The organism is uncultured Abyssibacter sp., from assembly GCF_964000955.1.
Classification (GTDB): Bacteria; Pseudomonadota; Gammaproteobacteria; order Nevskiales; family OUC007; genus Abyssibacter.
Genome location: NZ_CAXFCL010000204.1, coordinates 1 through 23,832 on the forward strand (window position 1 = coordinate 1; position 23,832 = coordinate 23,832).

At 66.0% G+C, this 23,832-nt stretch carries 23 protein-coding genes and 1 pseudogene; 16 read left to right on the forward strand and 8 right to left on the reverse strand.

Going from position 1 to position 23,832, the window contains the following annotated elements:
* A partial coding sequence (locus ABNS06_RS09765) for an ABC transporter ATP-binding protein (protein ID WP_348674269.1) occupies nt 1-597 on the forward strand: 597 nt, incomplete at its 5' end.
* Nucleotides 594-1,718 (forward strand): ABC transporter permease, encoded by a 1,125-nt coding sequence (locus ABNS06_RS09770; protein WP_348674271.1) that lies wholly within the window; start codon nt 594-596, stop codon nt 1,716-1,718. The genes ABNS06_RS09765 and ABNS06_RS09770, both read left to right, overlap by 4 nt.
* A gap of 187 nt (nt 1,719-1,905) precedes the next feature.
* Here the strand turns inward: ABNS06_RS09770 and ABNS06_RS09775 are convergent, their stop codons facing one another.
* Nucleotides 1,906-2,748, reverse strand: a complete 843-nt coding sequence (locus ABNS06_RS09775; RefSeq protein ID WP_348674272.1) for an SDR family NAD(P)-dependent oxidoreductase — start codon at nt 2,746-2,748, stop codon at nt 1,906-1,908.
* 233 nt (nt 2,749-2,981) lie between these two features.
* Between ABNS06_RS09775 and ABNS06_RS09780 the strand changes: the two genes are divergently transcribed.
* The 4 genes from ABNS06_RS09780 (at nt 2,982) to sulP (ending at nt 8,218) form a co-directional block, all read left to right on the forward strand.
* Nucleotides 2,982-4,259 (forward strand): DUF445 domain-containing protein, encoded by a 1,278-nt coding sequence (locus tag ABNS06_RS09780; protein ID WP_348674274.1) that lies wholly within the window; start codon nt 2,982-2,984, stop codon nt 4,257-4,259.
* Between the two features lie 116 nt (nt 4,260-4,375).
* Nucleotides 4,376-5,290 (forward strand): cation diffusion facilitator family transporter, encoded by a 915-nt coding sequence (locus tag ABNS06_RS09785; RefSeq protein WP_348674276.1) that lies wholly within the window; start codon nt 4,376-4,378, stop codon nt 5,288-5,290.
* Between the two features lie 257 nt (nt 5,291-5,547).
* A complete protein-coding gene (locus tag ABNS06_RS09790; RefSeq protein ID WP_348674278.1) occupies nt 5,548-6,444 on the forward strand; it encodes an MBL fold metallo-hydrolase in 897 nt (298 codons plus the stop codon).
* A gap of 16 nt (nt 6,445-6,460) precedes the next feature.
* Nucleotides 6,461-8,218: a sulfate permease gene (sulP, locus tag ABNS06_RS09795; protein ID WP_348674280.1), complete on the forward strand. Its 1,758-nt coding sequence runs from the start codon at nt 6,461-6,463 to the stop codon at nt 8,216-8,218.
* Here the strand turns inward: sulP and mutM are convergent.
* The 5 genes from mutM to ABNS06_RS09820 form a co-directional block, all read right to left on the reverse strand.
* Complete coding sequence (gene mutM, locus ABNS06_RS09800) at nt 8,215-9,036, reverse strand: bifunctional DNA-formamidopyrimidine glycosylase/DNA-(apurinic or apyrimidinic site) lyase (RefSeq protein WP_348674282.1); 822 nt, start codon at nt 9,034-9,036, stop codon at nt 8,215-8,217. The two genes, sulP and mutM, sit on opposite strands and share 4 nt — an antisense overlap.
* 76 nt (nt 9,037-9,112) lie before the next feature.
* On the reverse strand, nt 9,113-9,283 hold the full coding sequence (gene rpmG / locus ABNS06_RS09805; RefSeq protein WP_109719079.1) for a 50S ribosomal protein L33: 171 nt from the start codon (nt 9,281-9,283) through the stop codon (nt 9,113-9,115).
* Nucleotides 9,283-9,519, reverse strand: coding sequence for a 50S ribosomal protein L28 (gene rpmB / locus ABNS06_RS09810; RefSeq protein WP_348674284.1), 237 nt, complete (start codon nt 9,517-9,519; stop codon nt 9,283-9,285). The genes rpmG and rpmB overlap by 1 nt, the downstream gene beginning before the upstream one ends.
* Before the next feature lie 172 nt (nt 9,520-9,691).
* Entirely contained in the window at nt 9,692-11,176 is a 1,485-nt protein-coding gene (locus ABNS06_RS09815; RefSeq protein ID WP_348674286.1) for a hypothetical protein, read from the reverse strand.
* On the reverse strand, nt 11,173-11,637 hold the full coding sequence (locus tag ABNS06_RS09820) for a hypothetical protein (RefSeq protein ID WP_348674287.1): 465 nt from the start codon (nt 11,635-11,637) through the stop codon (nt 11,173-11,175). Before ABNS06_RS09820 ends, ABNS06_RS09815 begins: the two co-directional genes overlap by 4 nt.
* 147 nt (nt 11,638-11,784) lie before the next feature.
* On the opposite strand from ABNS06_RS09820, the gene ABNS06_RS09825 reads away from it, so the two are divergent.
* Nucleotides 11,785-14,454: a hypothetical protein gene (locus ABNS06_RS09825; protein ID WP_348674289.1), complete on the forward strand. Its 2,670-nt coding sequence runs from the start codon at nt 11,785-11,787 to the stop codon at nt 14,452-14,454.
* Between the two features lie 16 nt (nt 14,455-14,470).
* Here ABNS06_RS09825 and radC read toward each other — a convergent pair whose 3' ends face one another.
* A complete protein-coding gene (gene radC, locus ABNS06_RS09830; protein ID WP_348674291.1) occupies nt 14,471-15,145 on the reverse strand; it encodes a DNA repair protein RadC in 675 nt (224 codons plus the stop codon).
* Nucleotides 15,146-15,216: 71 nt separating this feature from the next.
* Nucleotides 15,217-15,993, reverse strand: coding sequence for a GGDEF domain-containing protein (locus tag ABNS06_RS09835; protein WP_348674292.1), 777 nt, complete (start codon nt 15,991-15,993; stop codon nt 15,217-15,219).
* A gap of 117 nt (nt 15,994-16,110) precedes the next feature.
* On the opposite strand from ABNS06_RS09835, the gene ccoN reads away from it, so the two are divergent.
* The 9 genes and pseudogenes from ccoN to ABNS06_RS09880 form a co-directional block, all read left to right on the forward strand.
* Nucleotides 16,111-17,556 carry a cytochrome-c oxidase, cbb3-type subunit I gene (gene ccoN, locus ABNS06_RS09840; protein ID WP_348674294.1) on the forward strand — a complete coding sequence of 482 codons (1,446 nt, stop codon included), beginning with the start codon at nt 16,111-16,113 and terminating at the stop codon, nt 17,554-17,556.
* Nucleotides 17,557-17,559: 3 nt separating this feature from the next.
* Nucleotides 17,560-18,171: a cytochrome-c oxidase, cbb3-type subunit II gene (gene ccoO, locus ABNS06_RS09845; protein WP_348674295.1), complete on the forward strand. Its 612-nt coding sequence runs from the start codon at nt 17,560-17,562 to the stop codon at nt 18,169-18,171.
* Nucleotides 18,168-18,329 carry a cbb3-type cytochrome c oxidase subunit 3 gene (locus ABNS06_RS09850; protein WP_348674297.1) on the forward strand — a complete coding sequence of 54 codons (162 nt, stop codon included), beginning with the start codon at nt 18,168-18,170 and terminating at the stop codon, nt 18,327-18,329. The genes ccoO and ABNS06_RS09850 overlap by 4 nt, the downstream gene beginning before the upstream one ends.
* Nucleotides 18,326-19,210, forward strand: a complete 885-nt coding sequence (ccoP, locus tag ABNS06_RS09855) for a cytochrome-c oxidase, cbb3-type subunit III (protein ID WP_348674299.1) — start codon at nt 18,326-18,328, stop codon at nt 19,208-19,210. The genes ABNS06_RS09850 and ccoP overlap by 4 nt, the downstream gene beginning before the upstream one ends.
* Nucleotides 19,207-19,506 carry a hypothetical protein gene (locus tag ABNS06_RS09860; protein ID WP_348674300.1) on the forward strand — a complete coding sequence of 100 codons (300 nt, stop codon included), beginning with the start codon at nt 19,207-19,209 and terminating at the stop codon, nt 19,504-19,506. The genes ccoP and ABNS06_RS09860 overlap by 4 nt, the downstream gene beginning before the upstream one ends.
* Nucleotides 19,503-20,858: a cytochrome c oxidase accessory protein CcoG gene (gene ccoG, locus ABNS06_RS09865; RefSeq protein ID WP_348674302.1), complete on the forward strand. Its 1,356-nt coding sequence runs from the start codon at nt 19,503-19,505 to the stop codon at nt 20,856-20,858. Before ABNS06_RS09860 ends, ccoG begins: the two co-directional genes overlap by 4 nt.
* Nucleotides 20,859-20,970: 112 nt before the next feature.
* A complete protein-coding gene (locus ABNS06_RS09870) occupies nt 20,971-23,229 on the forward strand; it encodes a cation-translocating P-type ATPase (protein WP_348674304.1) in 2,259 nt (752 codons plus the stop codon).
* Nucleotides 23,226-23,330: pseudogene (gene ccoS, locus ABNS06_RS09875) on the forward strand (cbb3-type cytochrome oxidase assembly protein CcoS); the annotation flags it as partial. The gene ABNS06_RS09870 and the pseudogene ccoS, both read left to right, overlap by 4 nt.
* 35 nt (nt 23,331-23,365) lie before the next feature.
* Nucleotides 23,366-23,832: sulfite exporter TauE/SafE family protein (locus ABNS06_RS09880; protein ID WP_348674306.1), on the forward strand; the 467-nt coding region annotated here is incomplete at its 3' end.

The window sequence follows — 23,832 nt, forward strand, 5'->3', positions numbered from 1 at the left end:
CACGCGGCTCGCGATCGCATCGACGAGCTCATCGAGACCTATGCACTGGCGGCGTTCATCGACCAGCTCACCGGTACGCTCAGCGGGGGACAGCGCCAGCGCGTCGCGCTGGCGGCGGCGGTGCTGAACCGGCCGAGACTGCTGTTCCTGGACGAGCCCACCAGCGCGGTGGACCCGCAGTCGCGCCGCGATTTCTGGGATGCGCTGTTCGCGCTGGCGGACGCGGGGACCACGCTGCTGGTCTCGACGCATTACATGGACGAGGCCGAGCGCTGCCACCGGTTGGCGATTCTGCAGGCCGGCCGGCTGGCCGCCGAGGGCACGCCGGACGAACTGCGCGGGCGCCTGCCGGGTGTGCCGCTGGCGGTGGATACGCCGGACCCGCGGAAGACGCAGCGGGTGCTGGAGTCGCTGCCGGAGGTCCAGTCCTGCGCCCAGATCGGCTCGCGACTGCGCGTGCTGGTCAATGCCCAGTCCGATCTCGACGCGGTGCGTCATGCCCTGGAGGCCGAAGGCATCGAGGCGCAGGCACGAGCCACGGAGCCGAATCTGGAAGACGTCTTTGTCGGGGCCACGCGCGGTCAGGTTCAGCCGTGATCCGCTCCACGGTGCAACGCTTCAGCCTGCGTCGCGTGTTCGCGGTGGTCGGCAAGGAACTCCGGCAGCTTCGCCGCGACCGGCTGACCTACGCCATGATCATTGGGATTCCGGCGACGCAGCTGCTGCTGTTTGGTTACGCGATCAATCTGGATGTGCGAGAGCTGCCGGCCGCCATCGTCGATCACGCCCAGACCAGCCGTAGCCGGGAGTTCGTTCAGGCCCTGGCGCAGACCCAGGTGTTCCGGTTCACCGAGGTGAACAGCGATCCTTCCGAGGCCCGGTCGCGCATTCGCGCGGGCGAGATCAAGGCGGCCCTGGTCGTGCCGCGGGATTTCGAGCGACGCCTGCTGGCCGCCGACGAGCCGGTGGCGCAGCTGCTGGTCGATGGCTCCGAACAGGTGGTGCAGCAGGCCGCGCGGCAGATTGCCGGCTTCCCGGTGCGAGCAATGCTGCGCGGGCAGTCGGTGTCACCACCCGGCGGAGCGATCGAGGTGCTGACGCTCTACAACCCGCTGCGCGAGGCGCCGCTGAATACGGTGCCCGGGCTGATCGGCGTGATCCTGACGATGACCATGGTCATGTTCACGGCCATCGCTCTGGTGCGAGAGCGGGAGCGCGGCAATCTGGAATTCCTGATCACCACGCCGTTGTCGACGCTGGAACTGACGCTGGGAAAGATCCTGCCATTCGTGGGTATCGGCCTGATCCAGACCACCATTGTCGTCGCGCTGGGCGCCGCCATCTTTCACGTGCCGGTACGCGGCAGCCTGCCGGACCTCTATGTTGCGGCGTTCGTGTTCATTATCGCGACGCTGGCGCTGGGCATCCTGATCTCGACGGTGGTCAGCAGCCAGTTCCAGGCGATGCAGGCGGCGATTTTCACGCTTTTGCCGCAGATCCTGCTGTCCGGGTTCATGTTCCCGTTGGAGGGCATGCCCCGCGTGGCGCGCTGGCTGGCCGAGCTGTTGCCGCTCACCCATTTCGTGCGCCTGGCGCGGGGCATCATGGTTCGCGGCGCCGATCTGACCGAGCTGTGGCCGTCGGCGGCCAAGCTCTGTCTGTTTGCGCTGATCGCGCTGACCATCGCGACGCTGCGGTTTCGCAAGCGGCTGGATTAGGCCGCGTTCCGCCACGATGCGGTGGGCGTGTTGAACCGATTGTTCCGACGAACTGAGGCCCCGCTCGCGCCGGCTGCGTTGAAAGGGCGCACGGTCTTGTGCGGCCATCCCTGGCCGCGGTTGTCTGACGCCGCTTCGCGGCGATTGATTGACACCCCGTTGTGCGCAACGGGGTGTGTCTCAGCCGCTAGCTGAACAGGCGCTTGGTGCCCCGGGTGACCAGCGTCTGGTAACCGGTGGGCGCGATGCGCGCCAGCCAGTCGATCGCGTGGGCGTCCGGGCCGATCAGCACGCGGCGCGCGTTGCGGCGCACGCCCTTGAGGATGGTCGCGGCGGCCTTGTCCGGCGTGGTGATGAACATTTTCTCGAACAGCGCCTTGCTGGTGTCCTCGTCGTGGCTGGATACGCCATCCATGTCGGAGAATCGGGCCGCCTTGGCGATGTTGGTCTTGATGCCGCCGGGGTGCACGCTGGTGGCGGACACCGGCGCGCCGTCCAGTTCCAGCTCCTGGCGCAGTGCCTCGGTCCAGCCGCGCACGGCGAATTTCGTGGCGTTGTAGGCGCCCTGCGATGGCACGCCGATCAGCCCGAACACGCTGGAGATGTTGATGACATGGCCGTCGCCGGACGCGCGCAGATGCGGCAGAAAGGCCTTGGTGCCGTGGATCACGCCCCACAGGTTGATGTTGATGATCCACTCCAGGTCGGCGGCGTAGTCCGAGCCTTCGATGGTCGAGCCCAGCGCGACGCCGGCGTTGTTGAAAATCAGATTCACGGCGCCGAATTCCGTCGCCGTGGCGTCGGCCCACGCATGCACGCCCTGTCGGTCCGCGACGTCCAGGCGCGTCGTGGTCACGCGGCAATTCGGTGCGCGGTCGCGAATGGCTGCGGCCGTCGCGGCCAGCCCGTCCTCGTTGACGTCTGACAGCGCGAGGTGACAGCCGTCGGCAGCCAGCCGATTGGCCAGTGCCGCGCCGATGCCGGAACCCGCGCCGGTGATGGCGGCGATCTTGTTGGTGAAGCTTTTCATGCCGGTCGTCCTCTCCCTGAACACTTATTGGTCGGCAGGCGCCATGTGTTGAATGCCCGCGAGATGGCCGCGGCACGCACAATCGGTGGCTCCCGGCGCGGGAGTATGGTCGACTTGGCCCGAATCGCCATTGACCCGGGCGCCCGGACCAGTCAGCCGCGAGGTCCGGGGGTATACCATGTGGAAAATGGTCGACATCGTGAACGGCCGCCGAATAACAGGGATACGTTTGCATGCTTGAAGCAGCCTGGACGGATTTTCAGGCCAACATCTGGCTTTATCTGTCGATGCCGATCACCAGCGGTCTCGTGGGGTACGTGACCAACGTGCTGGCGATCAAGATGATGTTTTATCCCACCGAGTTCGTCGGTCGGCCGCCGTTTCTCGGCTGGCAGGGCGTGGTTCCCCGCAAGGCGGGCAAGATGGCCGGCATCGCCTGCGACACGCTGGTGCCCAATCTGGTGACCGAGCGGGAAATCTTCGAACGACTGGACCCGGATCGCGTCGCCGAGGAATTGGAAGGGCCGGTGCTGGAGCTGGTCGATCAACTGATCGACGAGGTGATGTCCGAATTCGAACCGACGATCTGGGAGACCATCCCGCTGCGGATCCGCGACATGATGGTCCGGCGGGCGCAGCAGGACTCGCCGGAGGTCGTCGCGGAGATCATGGACCAGATCAAGGACAGTATTGATCAGGTCTTCGATCTCAAGCGCATGGTGACCAGCACCCTCATCGCCGACAAGTCGCTGATGAACCGGGTATTTCTGGAAACCGGCAAGGATGAGTTCGTGTTCATCGGCCGGTCGGGCTTTTATTTCGGCTGCGTGTTCGGCCTGTGCCAGATGATCGGCTGGACCTTCTACAAGGGGGATTTCCAGCTGCCGCTGTTCGGCCTGATGGTCGGCTATCTGACCAACCTGGTTGCGTTGCGCATGATTTTCCGGCCGCAGCTGCCGCACAAGATCGGGCCGTTCACGATCCAGGGCCTGTTCCACAAGCGGCAGAAGGAGGTCGCGCAGGACTACTCGCGTCTGATCGCGGACGAGATCGTCACGCCGCGGAATATCCTGGAAGCGGTGCTGACCGGGGTGCATTCCGACCGCGTGTTCTCGCTGATCGCGCGCAACGTGCAGCGGGCGATCGACGAGCAGGCTGGTCTGGCACGGCCGTTCGTGGCGCTGGCAGTCGGTTCGCGCAAGTACATCCAGATGAAGCAGACGGCGGTGGAGCGGCTGGTGAAACGGCTGCCGGAAACGCTGCATGTCGTCGACGGATACGCCAAGGAGGCGATGGACATCGCCTCGGTGCTGTCCTCGCGGCTGGAACAACTGCCGCCGCCGCAGTTCGAGGCGATGTTGCGGCCGGCGTTCAAGGAGGACGAGTGGATGCTGATCGCCGTCGGCGCCGCGCTGGGCTTCTGCGTCGGTGTGACGCAGTTGCTGGTGTTCAAGGCCATTGCCGTGACGCCGGCGCTTACCGGTGCCGCGTCGATCATCGGCGTCGGCTGAGCGGTGATGCGGCCGTGTGGAATTCCGGCCTGCTCATCCGACGCGCGGGTTGAGCGAGCCTTCTCCGTCCCTTGCCATCGGTTGGTCCGGGCCCGGTGGGACGGGGGCAGGGCGTGGTGAGCGCAGGCTCCTCACCCCAGCTTCGCGCGGCGCAGGTCGCGATCTCGGTGGCACTGGGACTCGCGACGATCAAGCTGTTCGGGTTCCAGGCGACGCAATCCGTCGCCCTGCTGTCCAGCGCGGTGGATTCCTGTCTGGACGCGGTGGCCTCACTGATCAATCTGGTTGCGGTCCGTCAGGCGTTGGTGCCACCGGATCGCGGTCACCGCTTCGGTCATGGCAAGGCCGAGGCGCTGGCTGGCGTGTTCCAGGCGGTGCTGATCGGGCTGTCGGCCGTTTATGTCGTCATCGAGGCCGCCGAACGTCTCGCGAACCCCGCGCCGGTCAGCGAAAGCGGGGTCGGGATCGTGGTCATGGCGGTGTCGATGGTCGCCACGCTGGCGCTGGTCCGCTACCAGCGTCGGGTCGCGAGGCGGTCGAGTTCGCTGGCGATCAGCGCCGATGCCGCGCATTACTTCTCCGACGTGCTGGCGAATATCGTCGTCGTGATTGCGCTGGTTCTGGCGGCAATGCCGCAACTGGCCTGGCTGGATCCGCTCATCGCCTTCGGCGTGGCGGGCTACATCCTCCACAGCGCGTGGGTCGTCGTGCGCACCGCCGGGGATCAGCTCATGGATCATGAGTTGCCGGGCGATGTCCGTGAGCAGATCGAGACGGCGATCCGGGATGTTGGCGAGATCCGCAAGCTGGTGGACTTGCGCACGCGGGCGTCGGGGGCGGACCGCTTCGTGCAGGCCCGAATCTGCCTCGACAGCGGGCTGAGTCTGGTGGAGGCGCATGCCATCGCCACGCGGGTCAGTGAAGTGGTGCGCCGGGTGTTGCCCGGTGCCCAGGTTCACATCGTGCCCGAGCCCGCTGGCGCATCGGTCATGAAGGCCGGTCGCCGTTCCGCTGACGCGACCGAACACTGACGCCGATCATGGCGTGGGTCGGGGGCGCCGCCATCACGGCCGGTTCACCCGTCGGAACGCATCACCACCTCTGACCTTCGGTCATCCGGGTTGCGCCAGTCCGATATCCCGGCGCCGCCGGGATACTGTTGGGGGAGGGCACCAACTGGTCCACGCAGGGTTGAAACTAAAGGTTATAACCATATAACCGTTTCTATAATCTCTACTGCATTCGCCCTGAAACTTGTTCCTTGGTATCGGATAAGGAGCGCAACAAGATGAACATTGTCGAAAACATCCTGATCGACCTGGCCCGGAAACCCGAGGTGACCGCGTTCTACGACGAGGTCACGAGCACGTTTTCCTACGTGGTGAAGGACCCCGACAGCAATGTCTGCGCGGTGGTGGATTCGGTCATGGACATCGATACCGCGTCGGGGCGTCTGAGCATGGAACACGCCGACCGCATCATCGACTTTGTGCGCGACCAGGGTCTGTCGGTGGAGTGGATCATCGAGACCCATGTCCACGCCGATCACCTGTCAGCGGCTCCCTACATCCAGGAAAAGCTGGGCGGAAAGATCGGCATCGGAGCAGAGATCTCCACCGTGCAGACGACCTTCGGCAAGATCTTCAACGAAGGAACGGAATTCGCCCGCGACGGTTCCCAGTTCGATCGCCTGTTCGAGGATGGCGACACCTATCAGGTTGGCGGATTGCGCTGCGTGGCGCTGCACACGCCCGGGCACACGCCGGCCTGCATGACGCATGTCATGGGCGATGCCGGTTTTGTTGGCGACACCCTGTTCATGCCGGATGGTGGGACTGCCCGCGCGGACTTTCCGGGCGGCGACGCTCGTCAGCTCTACCGCTCGATCCGGCGTGTGCTGTCGCTGCCGGATGAGCTGCGGCTGTTCATGTGCCACGACTACCAGCCGGGTGGTCGCGAGGTGCGATACCAGACCACGGTGGGCGAGGAGAAGCGCGAGAACATTCACGTGCGTGATGGCATCAGCGAGGACGCGTTCGTGGACATGCGTGAGGCGAGGGATGCCACGCTGGGCATGCCGCGGCTGATCCTGCCGTCGTTGCAGGTGAACATGCGCGCGGGCCATCTGCCACCGGCCGAGTCCAACGGAACGTCCTATCTCAAGCTCCCGTTGAACGTGCTCTGAGCGACGTCTGCGCAGCATGAAACGCCGGAGCTCGGTCATCGCAGGGATCAGGCCGCATCTGCCGATCCTCGACTGGGGAGCCCGGTACACGGGCACGCAGTTGTCCGCCGATCTGCTGGCGGCCGTCATCGTGACCGTCCTGCTGATCCCGCAGTCGCTGGCCTATGCGTTGCTGGCCGGACTGCCGCCCGAGGTTGGCCTGTACGCCAGCATGCTGCCGCTGATCGCCTACGGACTGCTGGGCAGCAGTCGTACCCTGTCGGTGGGTCCGGTGGCGGTGATTTCGTTGATGACGGCGACGGCCGTGAGTCGGGTTGCCGAGACCGGAGCGATGGGCCCGGTGGAGGCCGCCGCCCTGCTGGCGATGATCTCCGGCGTGTTTCTGCTGGGCATGGGCGTGCTGCGGATGGGCTTTCTCGCCAACTTCCTGTCGCATCCGGTGATTGCCGGCTTCATCACCGCCTCGGGCATCATCATCGCGATCAGCCAGCTGCGGCATCTGCTGGGCGTCGACGCGCATGGAGACAATCTCTACACGCTGCTTGGCAGCCTGATATCCGGGCTGGGGCAGCTGAACCTGGCGACCGTCGCCGTCGGTCTTCCCGTGCTCGCCTTCCTGTTCTGGGTCCGCGGGGGGCTGCAGCCGCTGCTGGCGCGGGCGGGTCTGTCGCCGCATGCCGCGGCCATGGCGAGCAAGGCCGGCCCGGTGGTCGGCGTCATCCTGACCAGCCTGGCCGCGTGGGTGTTCGATCTGGCCGGCCACGGCGTCGCATTGGTTGGCGCCGTGCCCGCCGGGCTGCCCGGTTTTTCCTTGCCGTCGACGGACCCGGCCGCCTGGAAGCTGCTGCTTGAATCGGCCGTGCTGATTTCCATCATCGGCTACGTGGAATCGGTATCGGTGGGCAAGACGCTGGCGGCGAAACGGCGGCAGCGGATTTCTCCTGATCAGGAACTGATCGGCCTGGGCGCGGCCAACATGGCGTCCGCGGTGTCGGGCGGCTATCCGGTGACCGGTGGATTCTCGCGCTCGGTCGTGAACTTCGACGCGGGGGCGGAGACCCCTGCGGCGGGCATGTTCACCGCGGTGGGCATCGGTCTGGCGACCCTGTTCCTGACGCCGCTGCTCGCCTACCTGCCCAAGGCGACGCTGGCCGCCACGATCATCGTCGCGGTGCTGTCACTGGTCGATTTGTCGATCCTGCGCAAGGCCTGGCAATTCGGTGCCAGTGACTTCGTCGCCGTCGCCAGCACGCTGCTGGTGACGCTGCTGGTGGGCGTGGAGGCCGGGGTTGCCTGTGGTGTGGTCGCCTCTCTGGGCCTGCACCTGTTCAAGACCTCCAGGCCACACATCGCGGTGGTGGGGGAGGTGCCCGGCACCGGCCATTACCGCAATATCAACCGCCATGACGTGCTCACGCATCCACGGATCCTGTCGATCCGTATCGACGAGAGCCTTTATTTCGCGAACGCCAGCTTCATCGAGGATCAGATCGAATCGCTGCTGAATGCGCGTCCCGAGGTGCGGCATGTCGTGTTGCTGTGCTCCGCGGTGAACGAGATCGACCTCAGTGCGCTGGAGGCCCTGGAATCGATCAACACCCGTCTGGAGGAGCGCGGCGTGATGCTGCATTTCTCCGAATTGAAGGGGCCAGTGATGGATGTGCTTGGGCGAACCGACTTCCTGGATCACCTCAGCGGCCAGGTGTTTCTGTCACACCACCAGGGCGTGACCCGGCTGGCGGCCGAATGTGATGAGGGTGGCGCGGCGGCCTAGCGCTGACACACGGGGCACCAGAACGTCGCCCGCTGCCCGATGACCATGCGCCGGATTGGCGTCCCGCAGGTCGGGCAGGGCTGTCCCTCGCGCTGGTAGACCGACACGGAGAGCTGGAAGTAGCCGGGCAGGCCATCGGCGCCGCTGAAGTCGCGCAGCGTGGTGCCGCCCTGGATGATCGCCTCGTCCAGTACCTCGATCACCGCGGCGTGCAGCTTGCGCAGGCGTGGGGCGCTGATGCGTCCGGCGGCGCGATTGGGATGAATGCCGGCGCGGAACAGGGCCTCGTTCGCGTAGATGTTGCCGACGCCGACCACTACGCGCTGGTCCATCAGCACGGTCTTGATCGACGCGCTGCGGTGGCGGCAGGCGACGATCAGATCATCCGCCGACCAGTCGGTTCGTGTCGGCTCAGGTCCCAGCGCCGCGAGCAGCTTGTGCTGTTCGACCGGCCGGTCGGCCCACAGAGCCATGCCGAAGCGGCGCGGATCGGTCAGCCGCAGCACCGTGCCGTCGTCCAGCTTGACGTCCAGATGTGCATGTTTGCTCGGCGGCGGCACCTGGCCGGGTTCCAGTACATGCAGGCGGCCGGACATGCCGAGATGGATGAGCAGGGCGCCATCCGGCAGGTCGAAAATCAGGTACTTGGCACGGCGGCGCAGGGCGAGGATGGGCTGCCCCCGCAATCGCGTCTCCAGATCCTCCGGCACGCCGAAACGCAGGCGACGGTCGCGGACCAGCACCTCGGTGATCATCCGGCCCTCGGCATGCGGCTGCACACCTCGGCGGATGGTCTCGACTTCGGGTAATTCGGGCATCTGCGTGAACCGGGCTCGTCTTGTCGGGCACAAAAAAGCCCGCGCGCAGCGGGCTTTCTCGTCAGGATGCCTGGATCTACTTGATCTTGGCTTCCTTGAACATCACGTGCTTGCGGACCACGGGATCAAATTTCTTGATCTCCATCTTGCCGGGGGTGTTCCGCTTGTTCTTCATCGTGGTGTAGAAGAACCCGGTGTCAGCCGTGGACACCAGCTTGATCTTGTCGCGTACGCCTTTCTTCGCCATCAGACTTTCTCCCCGCGCTTGCGGATGTCAGCGAGCACCGAATCGATACCGTTCTTGTCGATGATACGCATGCCCTTGCTGGACACACGCAGTTTCACGAAACGATTTTCGGTCTCGACCCAGAAGCGGTGTTCCCGCAGGTTGGGCAGGAAACGGCGCTTCGTGCGATTGTTGGCGTGCGACACGTTGAAACCGGCCATCGGGCGCTTGCCGGTGACTTGACACACTCTGGACATGATTGCTTCCTCGGGGACGGGCCACACACAACAGGGCCCCGCTGGCGAAAGGCCGCGGATTTTAACGATCCGGCACTGATCCGACAAGCCCCGTGTCCGCCGCGGCGACAGACGCCGCCGGGAAACCCGGTGTGTGGTTCCGAGGTGCCGGAATCATACCGGCAAATCGATGCTATCCGCTGGTCGCGAGCGGCTGCGAGAGAATCCACAGGCCCACGGTGGTCAGGCCGATCATCAGCACCAGCATCGGCACCTGGCTGATCGCCGCCTGCCGTCGCGATTCGAACAGTCGCAGCGCGACGTGGTGGGCCAGATAAACGCTGACCACATGACCGAGCACGATCAGCCCGACCTGGACATGCCACACGGTTCCCGCATCCGGAATGATCGTGCGCTGCAGCCAGTGCGCGGTGCCGAACAGGTTCCACCCGAACCCGAACGGATCAGAGATCAACTGCACGATCTTCACTCCCTGGGTCTGGATCAGCGTGTAGTAATGGGTGAAGTGATAGGCGAGTGCGATGGGCAGCAGGGTTGGGGTGAACGCGAACGCCAGTTCCATCAGACCCAGGGCGCTGCGGACCAGGCGCCTGGTGAATGCGATGAAGGCCAGATAGACGGCCAGGTAAATCCATGGCGAGGCCAGCAGCCAGAACGAATTCCAGTAGCGGTCGATCACTCGCATCTTCGGAAATGCAGCCAGCGGGTTCTCGCCAACCCAGTGTTTCAGGCCTGCGTTGTACAGGTCGCTCCACAGGAGTCGGCGCCAGGCGAGCGTGTCGCTGAGGCCATCGAACGCGGTGGATGAGAGCATGAACAGCACGAAAACGAGCAGCGAGAGGCTCTGGGCCGGCGTATCGGCCGTGGCGGAGAACGGCCAGCGCAGCGACAACCGCCGCCCCGGAGGGCGGTCCTCCATTTGCAGGGGCGCCATCCGTGCGATCTGACGGAAGAACACCGCGAATACGTCCGCCTGGCGAAACCAGACCGCGCTGCCGAACAGCCACGCGCCGGCCAGCGTGATCAGCGTGTAGATGATCAGACAGTCGGCGAGGCCGCGCGGCGTGTGGTTGCCGAACAGCTCGATCCAGATCAGGACCATGTACTGGGCGACCGCCGGCCAGTGTCCCAGCCACCGCGGGTAGGCCAGGGGCGGCTGGCTGACGCCATGTCCGCGAAGGCGGGCGACGGTGGTGACGCCGAGATCCGCCAGTCCACGCCACGGGTTCACGAGTCGGTAGACGTCGCCGGTCACCGCGGTGACGTAGGTCATCCCCAGCACGAAAACGATCCAGAACGCAGTCAGATTGAAGTTGCCGTAGGGGCTGTCGACACCCCAGAGGCCGGTCGCCATGCAAAGCCCCAGTGGCAGCCAGGCCAGGGCTTGCAGCACGCGATCAGCGTGCAGCTTGCGCGCTAGCCTGACCCAGGGTCGCTCGGTCAGGTCGATCGCGACTGGTGCCTGCCCGGTCGGCAGGCTGGTCGCGGCGTAGGCGACGACCAGAAACGACGCCAGCAGCGCGGCGGTTGCGCCCCAGGCGTACATCCAGAATGGTACGGGCAGGTTGTAGACGCGCCCGAACGAGTGGGCGAGGGCCGCTGGACAGGCGATCAGCAGCCCTGCGGCGACGGGCATGCGGCCGGCCAGCGGGCTCACGGTGTGGATGGATAGACCTCGATCACGCCCAGAGCGGCGTGGCCGCCATGGTGGCCCGAGCCGTGCAGTTCGTGCTCGAAGCGGCCGCTGTGCTCGGCGACGAACTCCATGTCCACGGGCACGCCGGGCGCAAGCTCGGCATGAATGTCGTAGCCGTGCAGATGCCATTCGCCAGGGGCATCCGAGGCGATGCTCAGCCGCAGCGACTCGCCCTGTGGAACGCGGATCACGGCGGGGCCGTCGACCAGCTCTCCATGCCGGATGGTCAGTCGCGCGGAAGCTGTGGCGGCGACATTCTCCCGGGCTGGCGGCGCATCGGTTGGTGCTTCGACGACGTCCGAGGGGGGCGGTGCCGGGATGGCTTCGACAGGTGCCGGCGGCTGATCCGGCTTGAACAGGACGAACAAGCCGATCAGCAACATCAGCGTGATGACCACGAAGAGCGAAAAGGATTTGTTCACGGGACTCCCCGGTTCGAGGGCGCGGTGCATCCGGCGCCCGTTGGCATGAATCTACGATAGGTCATCGACGCGCGGACGAGGTAATCTTTGCCCACAACAAATCGGCGGCTTCGACGGAATCGCCGGGTACAGCGGGAGGAGACGATGATGAGACGGATGCCTTGCTTCGCCGGGGGACTTGCCCTGGTGTTGATCGCCGGTTGCGGCGGCTCGGAAAACCTGGGGCGTGCGCCCGATGCCGATGACCCGATGGTTGCCGCCTGCGCCGATGGTCAGGACAACGACGGCGATGGCCTGACCGATCTTGACGATCCCGGCTGTGAGTCCGCTGCCGACGACAGCGAGGAAAACCTCGCCCAGGCCGGTACCAAGACGCGCTACGCCATGGCCAGCCAATGCTGGGCGCTGCGTTCCGTGGCCAGCGGTCAGTACGTCGTTCGGGACGGCGCCGCCTATCGGGCCAGCGTGGACGACCCGGCGAATGCCGAGCCGTTCTTTTTCAAGGCGACGGCCCTGGGCAGCTACGTGCTGTACGACACTCAGCGCGAGCTGCTGAGCGTGGATGCGCCGCCGGATCTCACGCAGGTGGCCAGTACCGAGGCCACGGACAACGCCGAGTGGACGGTGCTGGGCGTGGGCGACACGACCGAGTATCCACCGACGCCGGCTTATCACACGGAGCCATCGCCCGAGGCCGTGGCCGCCTACATGCAGTTCGAGGACCCGAACGGACAGTACGCTGCGTTCACGCTGGATTCCCGGGTCAATGCCACGCGTCTCGCCGTGGATGAGAACGACCTGCTGGTCACCGTGGCCGCGGCTGATGACGACACCCAGGCGTTTGCCTTCGAGCCGGTTTCGGGCTGTGCGGCCTATCCGGAAGCATCCAGCAACTTCACCGGCACGCCGTTTTCCGGCACCCAGCCGGATGGGACGGTGCTGGGTCATGCCGACGTGCACGTGCATATCAGCGCCACGGAGTTTCTCGGAGGCGCCGAATGGGGACGGCCTTATCACAAGTTCGGTGTGGAACATGCGCTGGGCAACTGCTCGGTCGCCCATGGTCCAACCGGCCAGTTGGATCTTGTCGGTGGTTTGTTCACGAACGATGTCGACGGACATGCGACCGATGGCTATCCGACGTTCTCGGACTGGCCCGCGCGCAACATGCTCACGCACGAGGCGATTTACTGGAAGTGGCTGGAGCGGTCCTGGGCGGCCGGCCTGCGTCTGGCGGTGAACGACCTGGTCGACAACGAGACGCTTTGTGAACTGCAGCGCAATGCCGCGGGCAATCCGCTGGAGGACTGCAATCCGATGAACAATGCCGGGCGTCAGGCGGGTTCGATGTACGGCATGCAGGACTACATCGACGCGCAGTACGGAGGCCGTGGAGAAGGGTTCTTCCAGATCGTGCACGACCCGGAGACAGCGCGAGCGGTGATCGAGGACGGCAAGATGGCCGTGGTGCTGGGGATCGAGATCTCCAACCTGTTCAATTGCAAGCTGACCTACAACCCGCTGCGCACACAGACGCCAGCCGAGGAGGATGGCTCCGGCGGGCTCCAGAACAGCTACGGCTGCACCCTGGAAGAAGGTCAGCCGAATTCCATTCTCACCCAGATGCAGCGCGTGTATGACTGGGGCGTTCGGCAGATCATCTCGATCCACGAGTTCGACAATGCGTTCGGCGGCAACGGCATTTTCGATGGCCTGGTGCTGAATCTCGGCAACCGGGAGAACTCCGGCGGCATCCCGTCCGGCGATCTGGCCGAGATCACCGGTTTGCTGAGCGGAACCCTGGATCCGGCCGCGGTGCAGGAGGTGATCACCAACCTGCCCACGACCGAGACTCCCACGGGCGAGTTCTGGACCACCTACGACTGCCCGATCGAGGGCGAGACCGAGAATTTCAGCGGCTACCTCTGGGGCAGTGCGGGCGGCAGCTCGCAGAGCTTCCTGAGCCAGCCGCTCTGCGTGCCGACCGGGCAGGGCGGGCGCTCCGGTGGCACCACGCCCTGCTATCCGGCTGACACCCGCCAGTGCAATGCCCGCTGGATGACACCGGCTGGCCTCTACACCTACGGCAAGATGATGGAATTCGGATTCATCTTCGACTTCGACCACATGGAAATGGGGATGAAGACCCAGGCGCTGGAGCTGGCGGAGGCGCAGAATCCGGTCTATCCGCTGGTCTCCACGCACGGCACCTTTGGCGGAACCACGGTCGACCAGGCGGCGCGGGTGCTCCGCGGCGGTGGGTTCCTGTATCCCAGCAATGGTTCCAGCCGCGGCTTCCGCGGTGACATGGACGAGACCTTCGCGATTTATCAGACGGCCGTGGGTGATCTGCCCGAGGCACAGCGGCCCCTGTTCGGGTTTGGCTACGGCACCGACACCAACGGACTGTCGTCGCAGACCGGCCCTCGCGGCGACTTCGAGCCGGAGGACGCGGTGGTCTACCCCTACACGCTCTATGCGGGAGAGGTCTTTGATGACATCCCGGCCTTCAATGCCGTCAATCCCGTGGTGTTCCACCAGCCCAGTTCCGCGGATGCCGATGGCGTGATCCAGCGAACCTGGCACGAGGACATCGACGGCAACGCCCATCACGGCATGCTCAGCGGTTTCGTCGAGGAGATCAGGCTGGAAGGCACGGCCGAGCAGATCCGGCATCTGTACAACTCCGCCGAGGTCTATCTGCAAACCTGGGAGCGCACGGAAGCCTCGCGGGCCGGCATCGTGGCGAATGGCTTGCAGATGCCGGCTTCGGCCATCCTGCGCCCGGCGCCGCCTGAAGGCGACATCGCCCCGTAGGGACTGGTCGATTCGCTTACAACAGCCCGCGCTCGGCAAAGCTGACCGGATCGCCCTGGCCGATGATCACGTGATCCAGCACGCGGATCTCGACCAGGGCGAGGGCGTCGCGCAGGCGCCCGGTGAGGTGGCGGTCCGCGCTGCTGGGTTCGGCGACGCCGGACGGGTGGTTGTGCGCAAGGATGACCGCGGCGGCATTGTGCCCAAGCGCGGTCTTGACGACTTCGCGCGGGTAGACGCTGGCCCCGTCGATGGTTCCGCGGAACAGCTCCTCGAACGCGATCACCCGATGCCGGGTGTCGAGAAACAGCGCGCAGAAGACCTCGTGGGGTCGGTGTGCCAGCTGCGCGCGCAGAAACCGGAACGCGCTGCGAGCGTCGGTGATGCGGGTCTGTTCGCGCAGCTCGGCCGACAGGTGGCGTCGTGCCATTTCCAGCACGGCCTGCAGCTGCACGAACTTGGCGTCGCCCAGACCGCGGGCCGCGCAGAAGCGCTTGCGGTCGGCGGCGAGCAGTGGGCGCAGTCCGTCGAAATCGGTCAGCAACTGGCGGGCGAGATCGACCGCGGATTGCCCAGTCACGCCGGTGCGCAGGAAGATGGCCAGCAGTTCGGCGTCGGACAGCGCCGACGCGCCGCGTTCCAGCAGCTTTTCACGCGGGCGCTCGGCCGCGGGCCAGTCCCTGATCGACATGCGCGGTACCTGTTCCCCGGGGTGTTCCAGGAAATACGCAATTCGCCGGTGAATCAGGACAGGCGGGAGTCTCAGGCCACGGAGGTCTGCGGAGCGGCGATGTCGGCCTCGATCATCACGCGATTGCGGCCAGCCTGCTTGGCGGCATACATGGCCTGATCCGCGGCTTCGAACAGCTCGCTGCCGACGTCTTCGCTCCAGGTGTCACGCACCGCGCAGCCGAACGAGGCGGTGACGGCGTGCTGCTGGCCATCGACGACGCAGCAGGCCTTCTTCGCGAGGATCAACCGAAGCCGTTCGGCGGCCGCCACGGCGTCGTGCAGGTCGGAGCCCGGCAGCAGCAGCGCGAATTCCTCGCCGCCAACCCGGGCCGCGATCTCGTCGCCACGCGCGGCGGCGATAACCGCGCGCCCCACGTTGCGCAGCACCTCGTCGCCGGCGGCATGGCCGAAGTTGTCGTTGATCCGCTTGAAATGGTCCAGGTCGAAGATCACCAGCGCGATCGGCTGGTCATGACGGCGCATGGCCCGGACCAGGTTTTTCAGCGCGATGTGAAAGAACTCCGCGTTGTACAGGCCGGTGAGACCGTCGTGCAGTCCGCGGTGGCGCTCGGCCTCCTCGTGCTGACCCATCTTCCAGCCGAATCCGGCAAAGACCCCGACCGTCGCCAGCAGCATGTACGCGAACAGTCCGGGTGAAGCGCGCAGCGACTCCGATGGCGAGTGCCCGTCAACGGCCAGGATCAACAGCCAGCCCAGCGGCGCTCCGACGCCCAGCAACGCACCCTGCATCGCTCGCGCGGCGGGCAGGTGCAGCCTCAGCCATCCCCTGATGTGTTCGGCGTTCATCATGGTCCCTTGAACTGTCGAGGACATCAGACGCCATAGCGTTGATCCAGGTCAACACGCGTCGATGTGGCCTGTCCGACCATGCCGTTCGTCCGATTCCGCTACCGAGACTCCACCATGACCGATTCAGCGCAGACCACCGTCGTCTACAACGACAAGGTGGTCAAACAGTTCGCGGTGATGACGCTCGTCTGGGGCATCGTGGGCATGACGGTGGGCGTTCTGCTCGCCGCCCAGCTCATGTGGCCTGCCCTGAACTTCGACGTGCCATGGCTGACCTACAGCCGTCTCCGCCCCCTGCACACCAACGCGGTGATTTTCGCGTTTGGTGGTTCCGCCCTGTTCACGACCTCCTACTGGGTGGTCCAGCGAACCTGTGGCGCCCGGTTGATCAGCGACAAGCTGGCCGCCTTCACGTTCTGGGGCTGGCAGGTGGTGATCCTCTCCGCCGCCATCACCTTGCCGATGGGTCTGACCCAGTCCAAGGAATACGCGGAGCTGGAGTGGCCGATCGACCTGCTGATCGCGGTGGTCTGGGTGTCCTACGCCGTTGTCTTCTTCGGCACGATCATGAAGCGGCGGGTGGAACACATCTACGTGGCCAACTGGTTCTACGGGGCGTTCATCCTGACCGTGGCCGTGCTGCACATCGTCAACAACATCTCCATTCCCTACGGACCGATGCAGTCCTATTCGGCCTATCCGGGCGCGGTCGATGCGATGGTGCAGTGGTGGTACGGCCACAACGCGGTGGGCTTCTTCCTGACCGCGGGCTTCCTCGGGATGATGTACTACTTCGTGCCCAAGCAGGCGGGACGGCCGATCTACTCCTACCGGCTGTCCATCGTTCACTTCTGGGCGCTGATCTCCATCTACATGTGGGCCGGCCCGCATCACCTGCACTACACCGCGATTCCGGACTGGGTGCAGAGCCTCGGCATGGTGTTCTCGCTGATCCTGCTGGCGCCGAGCTGGGGCGGCATGATCAACGGGATCATGACCCTGTCCGGTGCGTGGCATAAGCTGCGCGAGGATCCGATCATCAAGTTCCTGATCGTGTCGCTGTCCTTCTACGGCATGAGCACGTTCGAAGGGCCGATGATGTCGATCAAGACGGTCAACGCGCTGTCGCACTACACGGACTGGACCATCGGCCACGTGCATTCCGGCGCGCTGGGCTGGGTGGCGATGATCTCCATCGGTTCACTGTACGTCCTGATTCCCCGCCTGGTCGGCAAGAAAGAGATGTACAGCGTGCCGGCCATCAACCTCCACTTCTGGCTGTCGACCATCGGCACCGTGCTCTACATCGCCGCGATGTGGGTGGCCGGCGTGATGCAGGGCCTGATGTGGCGGGCCGTGGATGAGGACGGAACGCTGGTCTACACCTTCATCGAGTCCCTGAAGGCCACGTATCCCTTCTACTTCATCCGGCTGCTCGGCGGTGTGGTGTTCCTGTCCGGCATGTTCGTCATGGCCTGGAACACCTACAAGACCATGAGCAACCCGGCGCCGGTCGCCGAGCCCGACGATGAACCGGCCACCGCGCCGGCAGGAGCCTGAGCCATGAATCACGAGAAGGTTGAGAAGCACATCGGCCTGATGGCGATCCTGATCGCGGTCGTCATCAGCGTCGGGGGCATCGTCGAGATCGTGCCGCTGATGATCAGCAAGAGCACCACCGAGGCGGCGCCCGGCGTCGAACCGCTGGAGCCCCTGCAGGTCGCCGGCCGCGATGTCTACGTCCGCGAAGGCTGCTACAACTGCCATTCCCAGCAGGTCCGCTACCTTGCCGAGGAAGTGCTGCGCTACGGGCCGGCGGCGAAACCGGGCGAGTCGGTTTACGACCATCCGTTCCAGTGGGGCAGCAAGCGCACCGGGCCGGATTTGTCCCGGGTTGGTGGTCGCTACAACGACGAGTGGCACGAACTGCACCTGATGGATCCCCGCGCGGTGGTGCCGGAATCCAACATGCCGGGCTATCCCTGGCTGGCCCGCAAGCAGGTGACCGCTGACGACGTGCGCAAGATGATGGGCGCCCTGCGCACCGTCGGCGTGCCGTACACCGATGCCGACTTCGAGGCGATTCCGGATGCGGTCGCCGGCAAGACACAGCTCGATGCGCTCGTGGCCTATCTGCAGTCGCTGAAGGCCAGTGATCAGGAGGTGACCCAATGACCAGCGGCATCATCACCATTCTCGCCATGGTCGGTTTCGCGGCCGTGGTCTGGTGGGCCTACGGCCCGAATAGCCGGGACCGCTTCAAGGCGGCCGAGCAGCTCCCGCTCAACGATGAGGCGGAGGATGTCTCCGCCCGCGCAGGAGGTTCGCAATGAATCCGACCACAGGCTGGCTAGTCGCCGGCGTCTCCCTGCTGAACATTCTCGCCTGCGTGTGGCTGATCTGGGCCACGAGTCGCCGCAAGCCGAACGAGGTGGCCGAAGGGGCGGTCAAGGAAGATGTCTGGGATGGTGACCTGCGCGAGCTGAACAATCCGCTGCCGCGCTGGTGGCTGAACCTGTTCATCATCACCATCGTCTTCGCCATCGGCTACATGGTCGTCTTCCCCGGCTTCGGACACATGGCCGGCGTGCTGGACTGGTCCAAGCGCGGCGAGATGGAGAGCAAGCTGGCGCAGTTGACCGAACGGCGTGAGGCCAAGCTGAATGAGCTGGCCGCCTTTCCGGTGGCCGAGATCGCCAGCCATCCGGACGCACGCAAGGTCGGGCAGGAGCTGTTCGGCAGTTACTGCGCGGGTTGTCATGGCGCCAATGCCGAAGGCGCGCGAGGCTATCCGAACCTGACGGACGATGACTGGCTCTACGGTGGTACGCCGCAGGCGGTGGTGGCATCCATCACCAACGGTCGCGGTGGCGTGATGACGCCGTTCCTGTCGCAGCTGTCCAATGAGCAGGTCTCACAGCTGATCGCTCTGGTCGCGGACTGGCCCGAGGGTGAGCCGAGCGGACGTCAGGCCGAGGGCATGGCGGTGTTCCGCCAGCGCTGCGCGGCCTGCCACGGCATGGACGGTCACGGCAATCAGGCGCTGGGCGCGCCCGATCTGACGGACGACACATGGCTTTACGGTGGCGATCCGGACACGATTCGCGAAACCATCCTGTTCGGGCGCCAGGGCAAGATGCCGTCCCACAAGGCCTTGCTGAGCGAGCAGGAGATCAAGCTGCTGGCCGGCTATGTGATCGGTCTGGGGCAATGAACGCCCCGGGCCAGGACGATTCCGGCGAGGCGTTCTATGCGCAGACGCCGCCGCTCTCGCCTCGGGCGAGGGCGGCGGCCGCCATCGGCTGGTCCTCGTTTCTGGGTGCCGTCGTCGCGACGCCGGTCTACCTTTACGCCGGTGCTACTCCGGGCGCAGGTCTGGGGCAGATGTCCGTCGTGTTCCTGGCGGCCTGGCTCGCCGCGCTCGTGCCGGCCGCGATGAGCTGGTTGCTGGCCGGTCGCGCACCGCGCCGTGCCCCGATGCATCAATCTCCCACCGACGAGGACGCATGAGCCAGTCCACGAAGAGCCTGTACGAGTCCGCGCCGCGCATTCATCCCCGCGCGGTGTGGGGGCAGTTCGCCCGCCTGCGCGTGGTCGCGATGATCGCGCTGCTGGGCGTGTTCTATCTCGTGCCGTGGATTCGCATCGGCGGCGAGCACCTGGTGCTCTTCGATCTGGCGGCCCGCCGCTTCCACGTGTTCGGGCTCACGCTGGTCCCGCAGGACTTGTTCCTGCTGACCTGGCTGCTGATCCTGGCGGCGATGACGCTGTTCCTGTTCACCACGCTGGCGGGACGGCTCTGGTGCGGTTACGCCTGCCCGCAGACGGTGTGGACCGAGGCCTTTCTGTGGATCGAGCACCGCATCGAGGGTGATCGCCACAAGCGCATGAAGCTGGACAAGGCGCCATGGAATGGGGAGAAGATCCTGCGCCGGGGCGGCAAGCATGTCGCCTGGGTGCTGTTCGCCCTGTTCACCGGCGTCAGCTTCGTCGGCTATTTCGTGCCGGTGGAGCAGGTGGTCGCGAACATGGTCACGCTGGATCTGGGTGGCTGGCCGCTGTTCTGGACGCTGTTCTATGCGTTCGCGACCTGGGGCAACGCCGGGTTCATGCGCGAGCAGGTCTGCAAGTACATGTGTCCCTACGCGCGCTTCCAGAGCGCGATGTTCGACAAGGACACGCTGATCATCGCCTACGACGAGACCCGCGGCGAGCCGCGCAAGTCCAAGGCGAAAAAGCTGTCCGACATCGTCGGCGGCGACTGCGTCGACGATCAGATGTGCGTGCAGGTCTGCCCGACCGGCATCGACATCCGCGACGGCCTGCAATACGAGTGCATCGCCTGCGCGGCCTGCATCGACGCCTGCAACCACGTGATGGACGCGGTGGGCAAACCGCGCAACCTGATCCGCTACACCACGGTCAATCACGACGCCGGCGACAAGTACCGGCTGCTACGTGGTCGCTCCATCGGCTATGGCGTGATCTGGGGCGCATTGCTGGTCGGTTTCGCGGTACTGGTGCTGCTGCGCAGCTCGGTGGAACTGGACGTCATCCGCGACCGCAAGAATCTGTACCGTGTGGTCGATGCCCAGCACATCGAGAATGTGTACACACTCAAGGTGACCAACAAGCAGGACACGATCATCAGCTACGGCATCGCCGTGGACGGTGAGCAGTCCGAGGCGACGATCAGCCCGGATCGCATCGAGCTCGCGCCCGGCGAGACGCGCGGGTTGACCGTGGGCGTACGGGCGCCGCTGGACGGCGCACGCGTGGAAACGATGACTGTCGAGCTCATCGACGACAGCGGCAAGACGGTCGCCGATCGCGAGACCAACTTCTTCCGCCCGGCACGATGAAGCGGATTCCTCCTGCCGGCTGGATCGTCATCGGCGTGCTGATCTTCACGCTGTTCGCGTCCGCCTACCTCGTGTTCACCGCGACCACCGCCGGATTCACGGCGCCCGCGTCATGACCGTAGCCACGACCTGGACGGGCGCGGGGCAGCAATCGGAACCGGTCGCACCGACCGCGGACGATCGCTCCCTGTTCGAGGATGCCAGCGTTCCGGTCGCCGGCGGTCGGCATTCGGCCATTCTGGCCGTGCCGGGGATGCATTGCGGCGCCTGCGTGCGACGGATCGAGGCGGCGCTGCGGAATGAACGCGTCGTGTTGCGGCCGTCGGTGGCGACACGGACGGTGGAACTCGAGTTCGACCCGCGCCGGACCCGACTCGCCGACCTGGCCGGCGCGATGGAGGCCGCAGGATTTCCGGCACGTCCCGTGGCAGCGCCGACCTCGGGCGAGCTGGACCGAGGAACCTACGCGCGCAGCGTCAAGCGCGTGGCCGTCGCCGCGTTTCTGACGATGCAGGTGATGATGCTCGCCCTGCCGGAGTATCTGGCTGTGGGCGAGGTCGAGCCGGATGTCCGGCGGCTGTTGCGGCTGGGCCAGTGGCTGCTGGCTACGCCAGTGGTCTTCTACTCCGGCTGGGCATTCCTGGCCGGTGCCTGGCGGGACATCCGCCATGCGTCGCCATCCATGGATCTGCCGGTCGGTCTCGCGCTGATCAGTGCCTACGGATTCAGCGCCTGGCACACGCTGACCGAGACCGGCACGGTCTACTTCGATTCGGCCGTGATGTTCGTGCTGTTCCTGTCGCTGGGCCGCCTGCTGGAAGCGCGGGGTCGCTTGCGGGCCGCCGAGCGAGTGCGTCACGTGCTGGCCGACCAGCCCACGGTCGCGCGGGTGCTCCAGGGCGAAGGCTGGATCGAGCGCCCGGTGGCCCAGATTCATCCCGGTGTTCAGGTGCAGGTGCGACCGGGCGAGACGATACCCGTTGACGGCACGCTGATTGAAAACGGCGCGCATGTCAGCCAGGCGGTGCTGACCGGTGAACCGGCGCCGCGCTGGTTCGATGCCGGCGATCAGGTCCTCGCGGGCTCCGTTCTGGTCGATGAGCATCCGGTTCGTCTGACCGCGACCGCGGTCGGGGCCGAGACCGCGATGGCGGCGATCGGACGTTCCATGCATCGCGTTCTGGCCGAGCGTCCGCGTGCGCAGGTGCTGGCAGATCGCATTGCCGGCGTGTTCATCGTCTTCGTGCTGCTGGGCGCGGTGGTTGCCGGCGCGGCCTGGTGGTCGGCCGGTCCGGACAGGGCGCTGGAGATTGTGCTCGCGGTGCTGGTCGCGAGCTGCCCCTGTGCGCTTTCGCTGGCGGTGCCCGCGGTGCTCGCGGCGACGATCGGTCGGCTGTCCCGCCTGGGCGTACTGCCCGCCCGCGCTCACGGATTGCTGGCGGCCGCCCGTATCGATGCCGTGGTCTTCGACAAGACCGGCACGTTGACCGAAGACGGCCTGGTCCGGCAGGAGGTTCACACCCGTGACGGACTGGACGCGGACGAGGCGCTGCGCTTCGCCGCGGCGGTGGAGCGGGCCAGTACCCATCCGATCGCCAGGGCATTCGACGATATTGATGGGCCCGCCGCCGCGGCGGTGCGGGTGGAACGGGGTCGGGTGTCCGGCACGGTGGAGCAAAAGGGTGTCGAACTGCGCACGGCCGATGCCGACGATCTGTCCGCGCTGGGCGCCAGCCCGCGCCCCGACCTGACCTGGGTGGCGCTGTCGGTGGAGGGTCGGCTGCAGGCGGTGTTCGGACTCGCCGCGCGCGAGCGTGAGGATGCGCGGCGGACGCTGGAAGACCTGCAATCGCTGGGCTGCCGGATTCACGTACTCAGTGGCGATACCCCGGAGGCGGCGCAACGCTTCGCGGACGGGCTGGCGGTCAATGTCGTGCGCGGCGGCTGCTCGCCGGAGGACAAGCTGGCCTACGTCGAGGGCCTGCGGCGCCAGGGGCGTCGTGTGGCGATGGTGGGTGATGGCATCAATGATTCGCCGACCCTGGCCGCCGCCGACGTGGGCATCGCGCTGGGCACGGGGACCGGGCTGGCGCAATCCAGCGCCGACGCAATCCTGCTCGACGGTCGTCTCGGCGGCGTGACCCATCTGATTCGCGCGGCCCGTTCGGTGCGGCGTCGCATCGCCCAGAACGTGACCTGGGCGCTGGCCTACAACGCCGCGGTCTACCCGCTGGCCGCGATGGGCTTTCTGCCCCCCTGGGGCGCCGCGATCGGCATGGCGACCAGTTCCGCCTGGGTGGTCGCCAACGCGATCCGGCCGGATCGCAGCCTGCGAAACGAGTCCGGTGAGCCGGCGGGGGTGGTGGCATGAGCAGCCTGTGGTTGCTGATCCCGCTGAGCCTGGTGCTGGTCGGCGGCGCGATCTGGGGGCTGCTGTGGGCCCTCAGTTCCGGTCAGTACGACCGGCTTGAGAATCGCATGCCCGATGCCGACGAGGAGGATCCGCGGTGATCGGACCGACCGCGCTGACCATGGGCGGTTTCGCCGCGCTGGGCCTGGCGGCCGCGCCGCATTGCGGAGCGACCTGCGGGCTGATGCTCGCCGGGGTGCAGTCCCGGCATCGTCATCACTGCAGGGCGAGCGATTCCGCCCTCGAGATCGTTGCCGCACAGTGCTCCCGGCTGTGCGTGATCGTCGCGATGGGCGCGCTGGCCGGATGGCTGGGCGCCGCGGTCTGGGGGCGCTGGCAGTTCAACGTCGGCGCGGATGTCTGGATGCTGGGCCTGATCGGCGTGGTCGGTGGCGCGGTCCTGCTGATGATTCCGCTGCTGCATCGGCGCCGACATGCCGGCACCGGCACCATGGCGGGCGCCGGCGCGCTGGTGGCGTTGCTGCCCTGTCCCGTGTTCTACGCCGTTCTCGGGTATGCGGCGCTGTCCGGCGGCATCGGGCAGGGCGCGCTGCTGGCACTGGC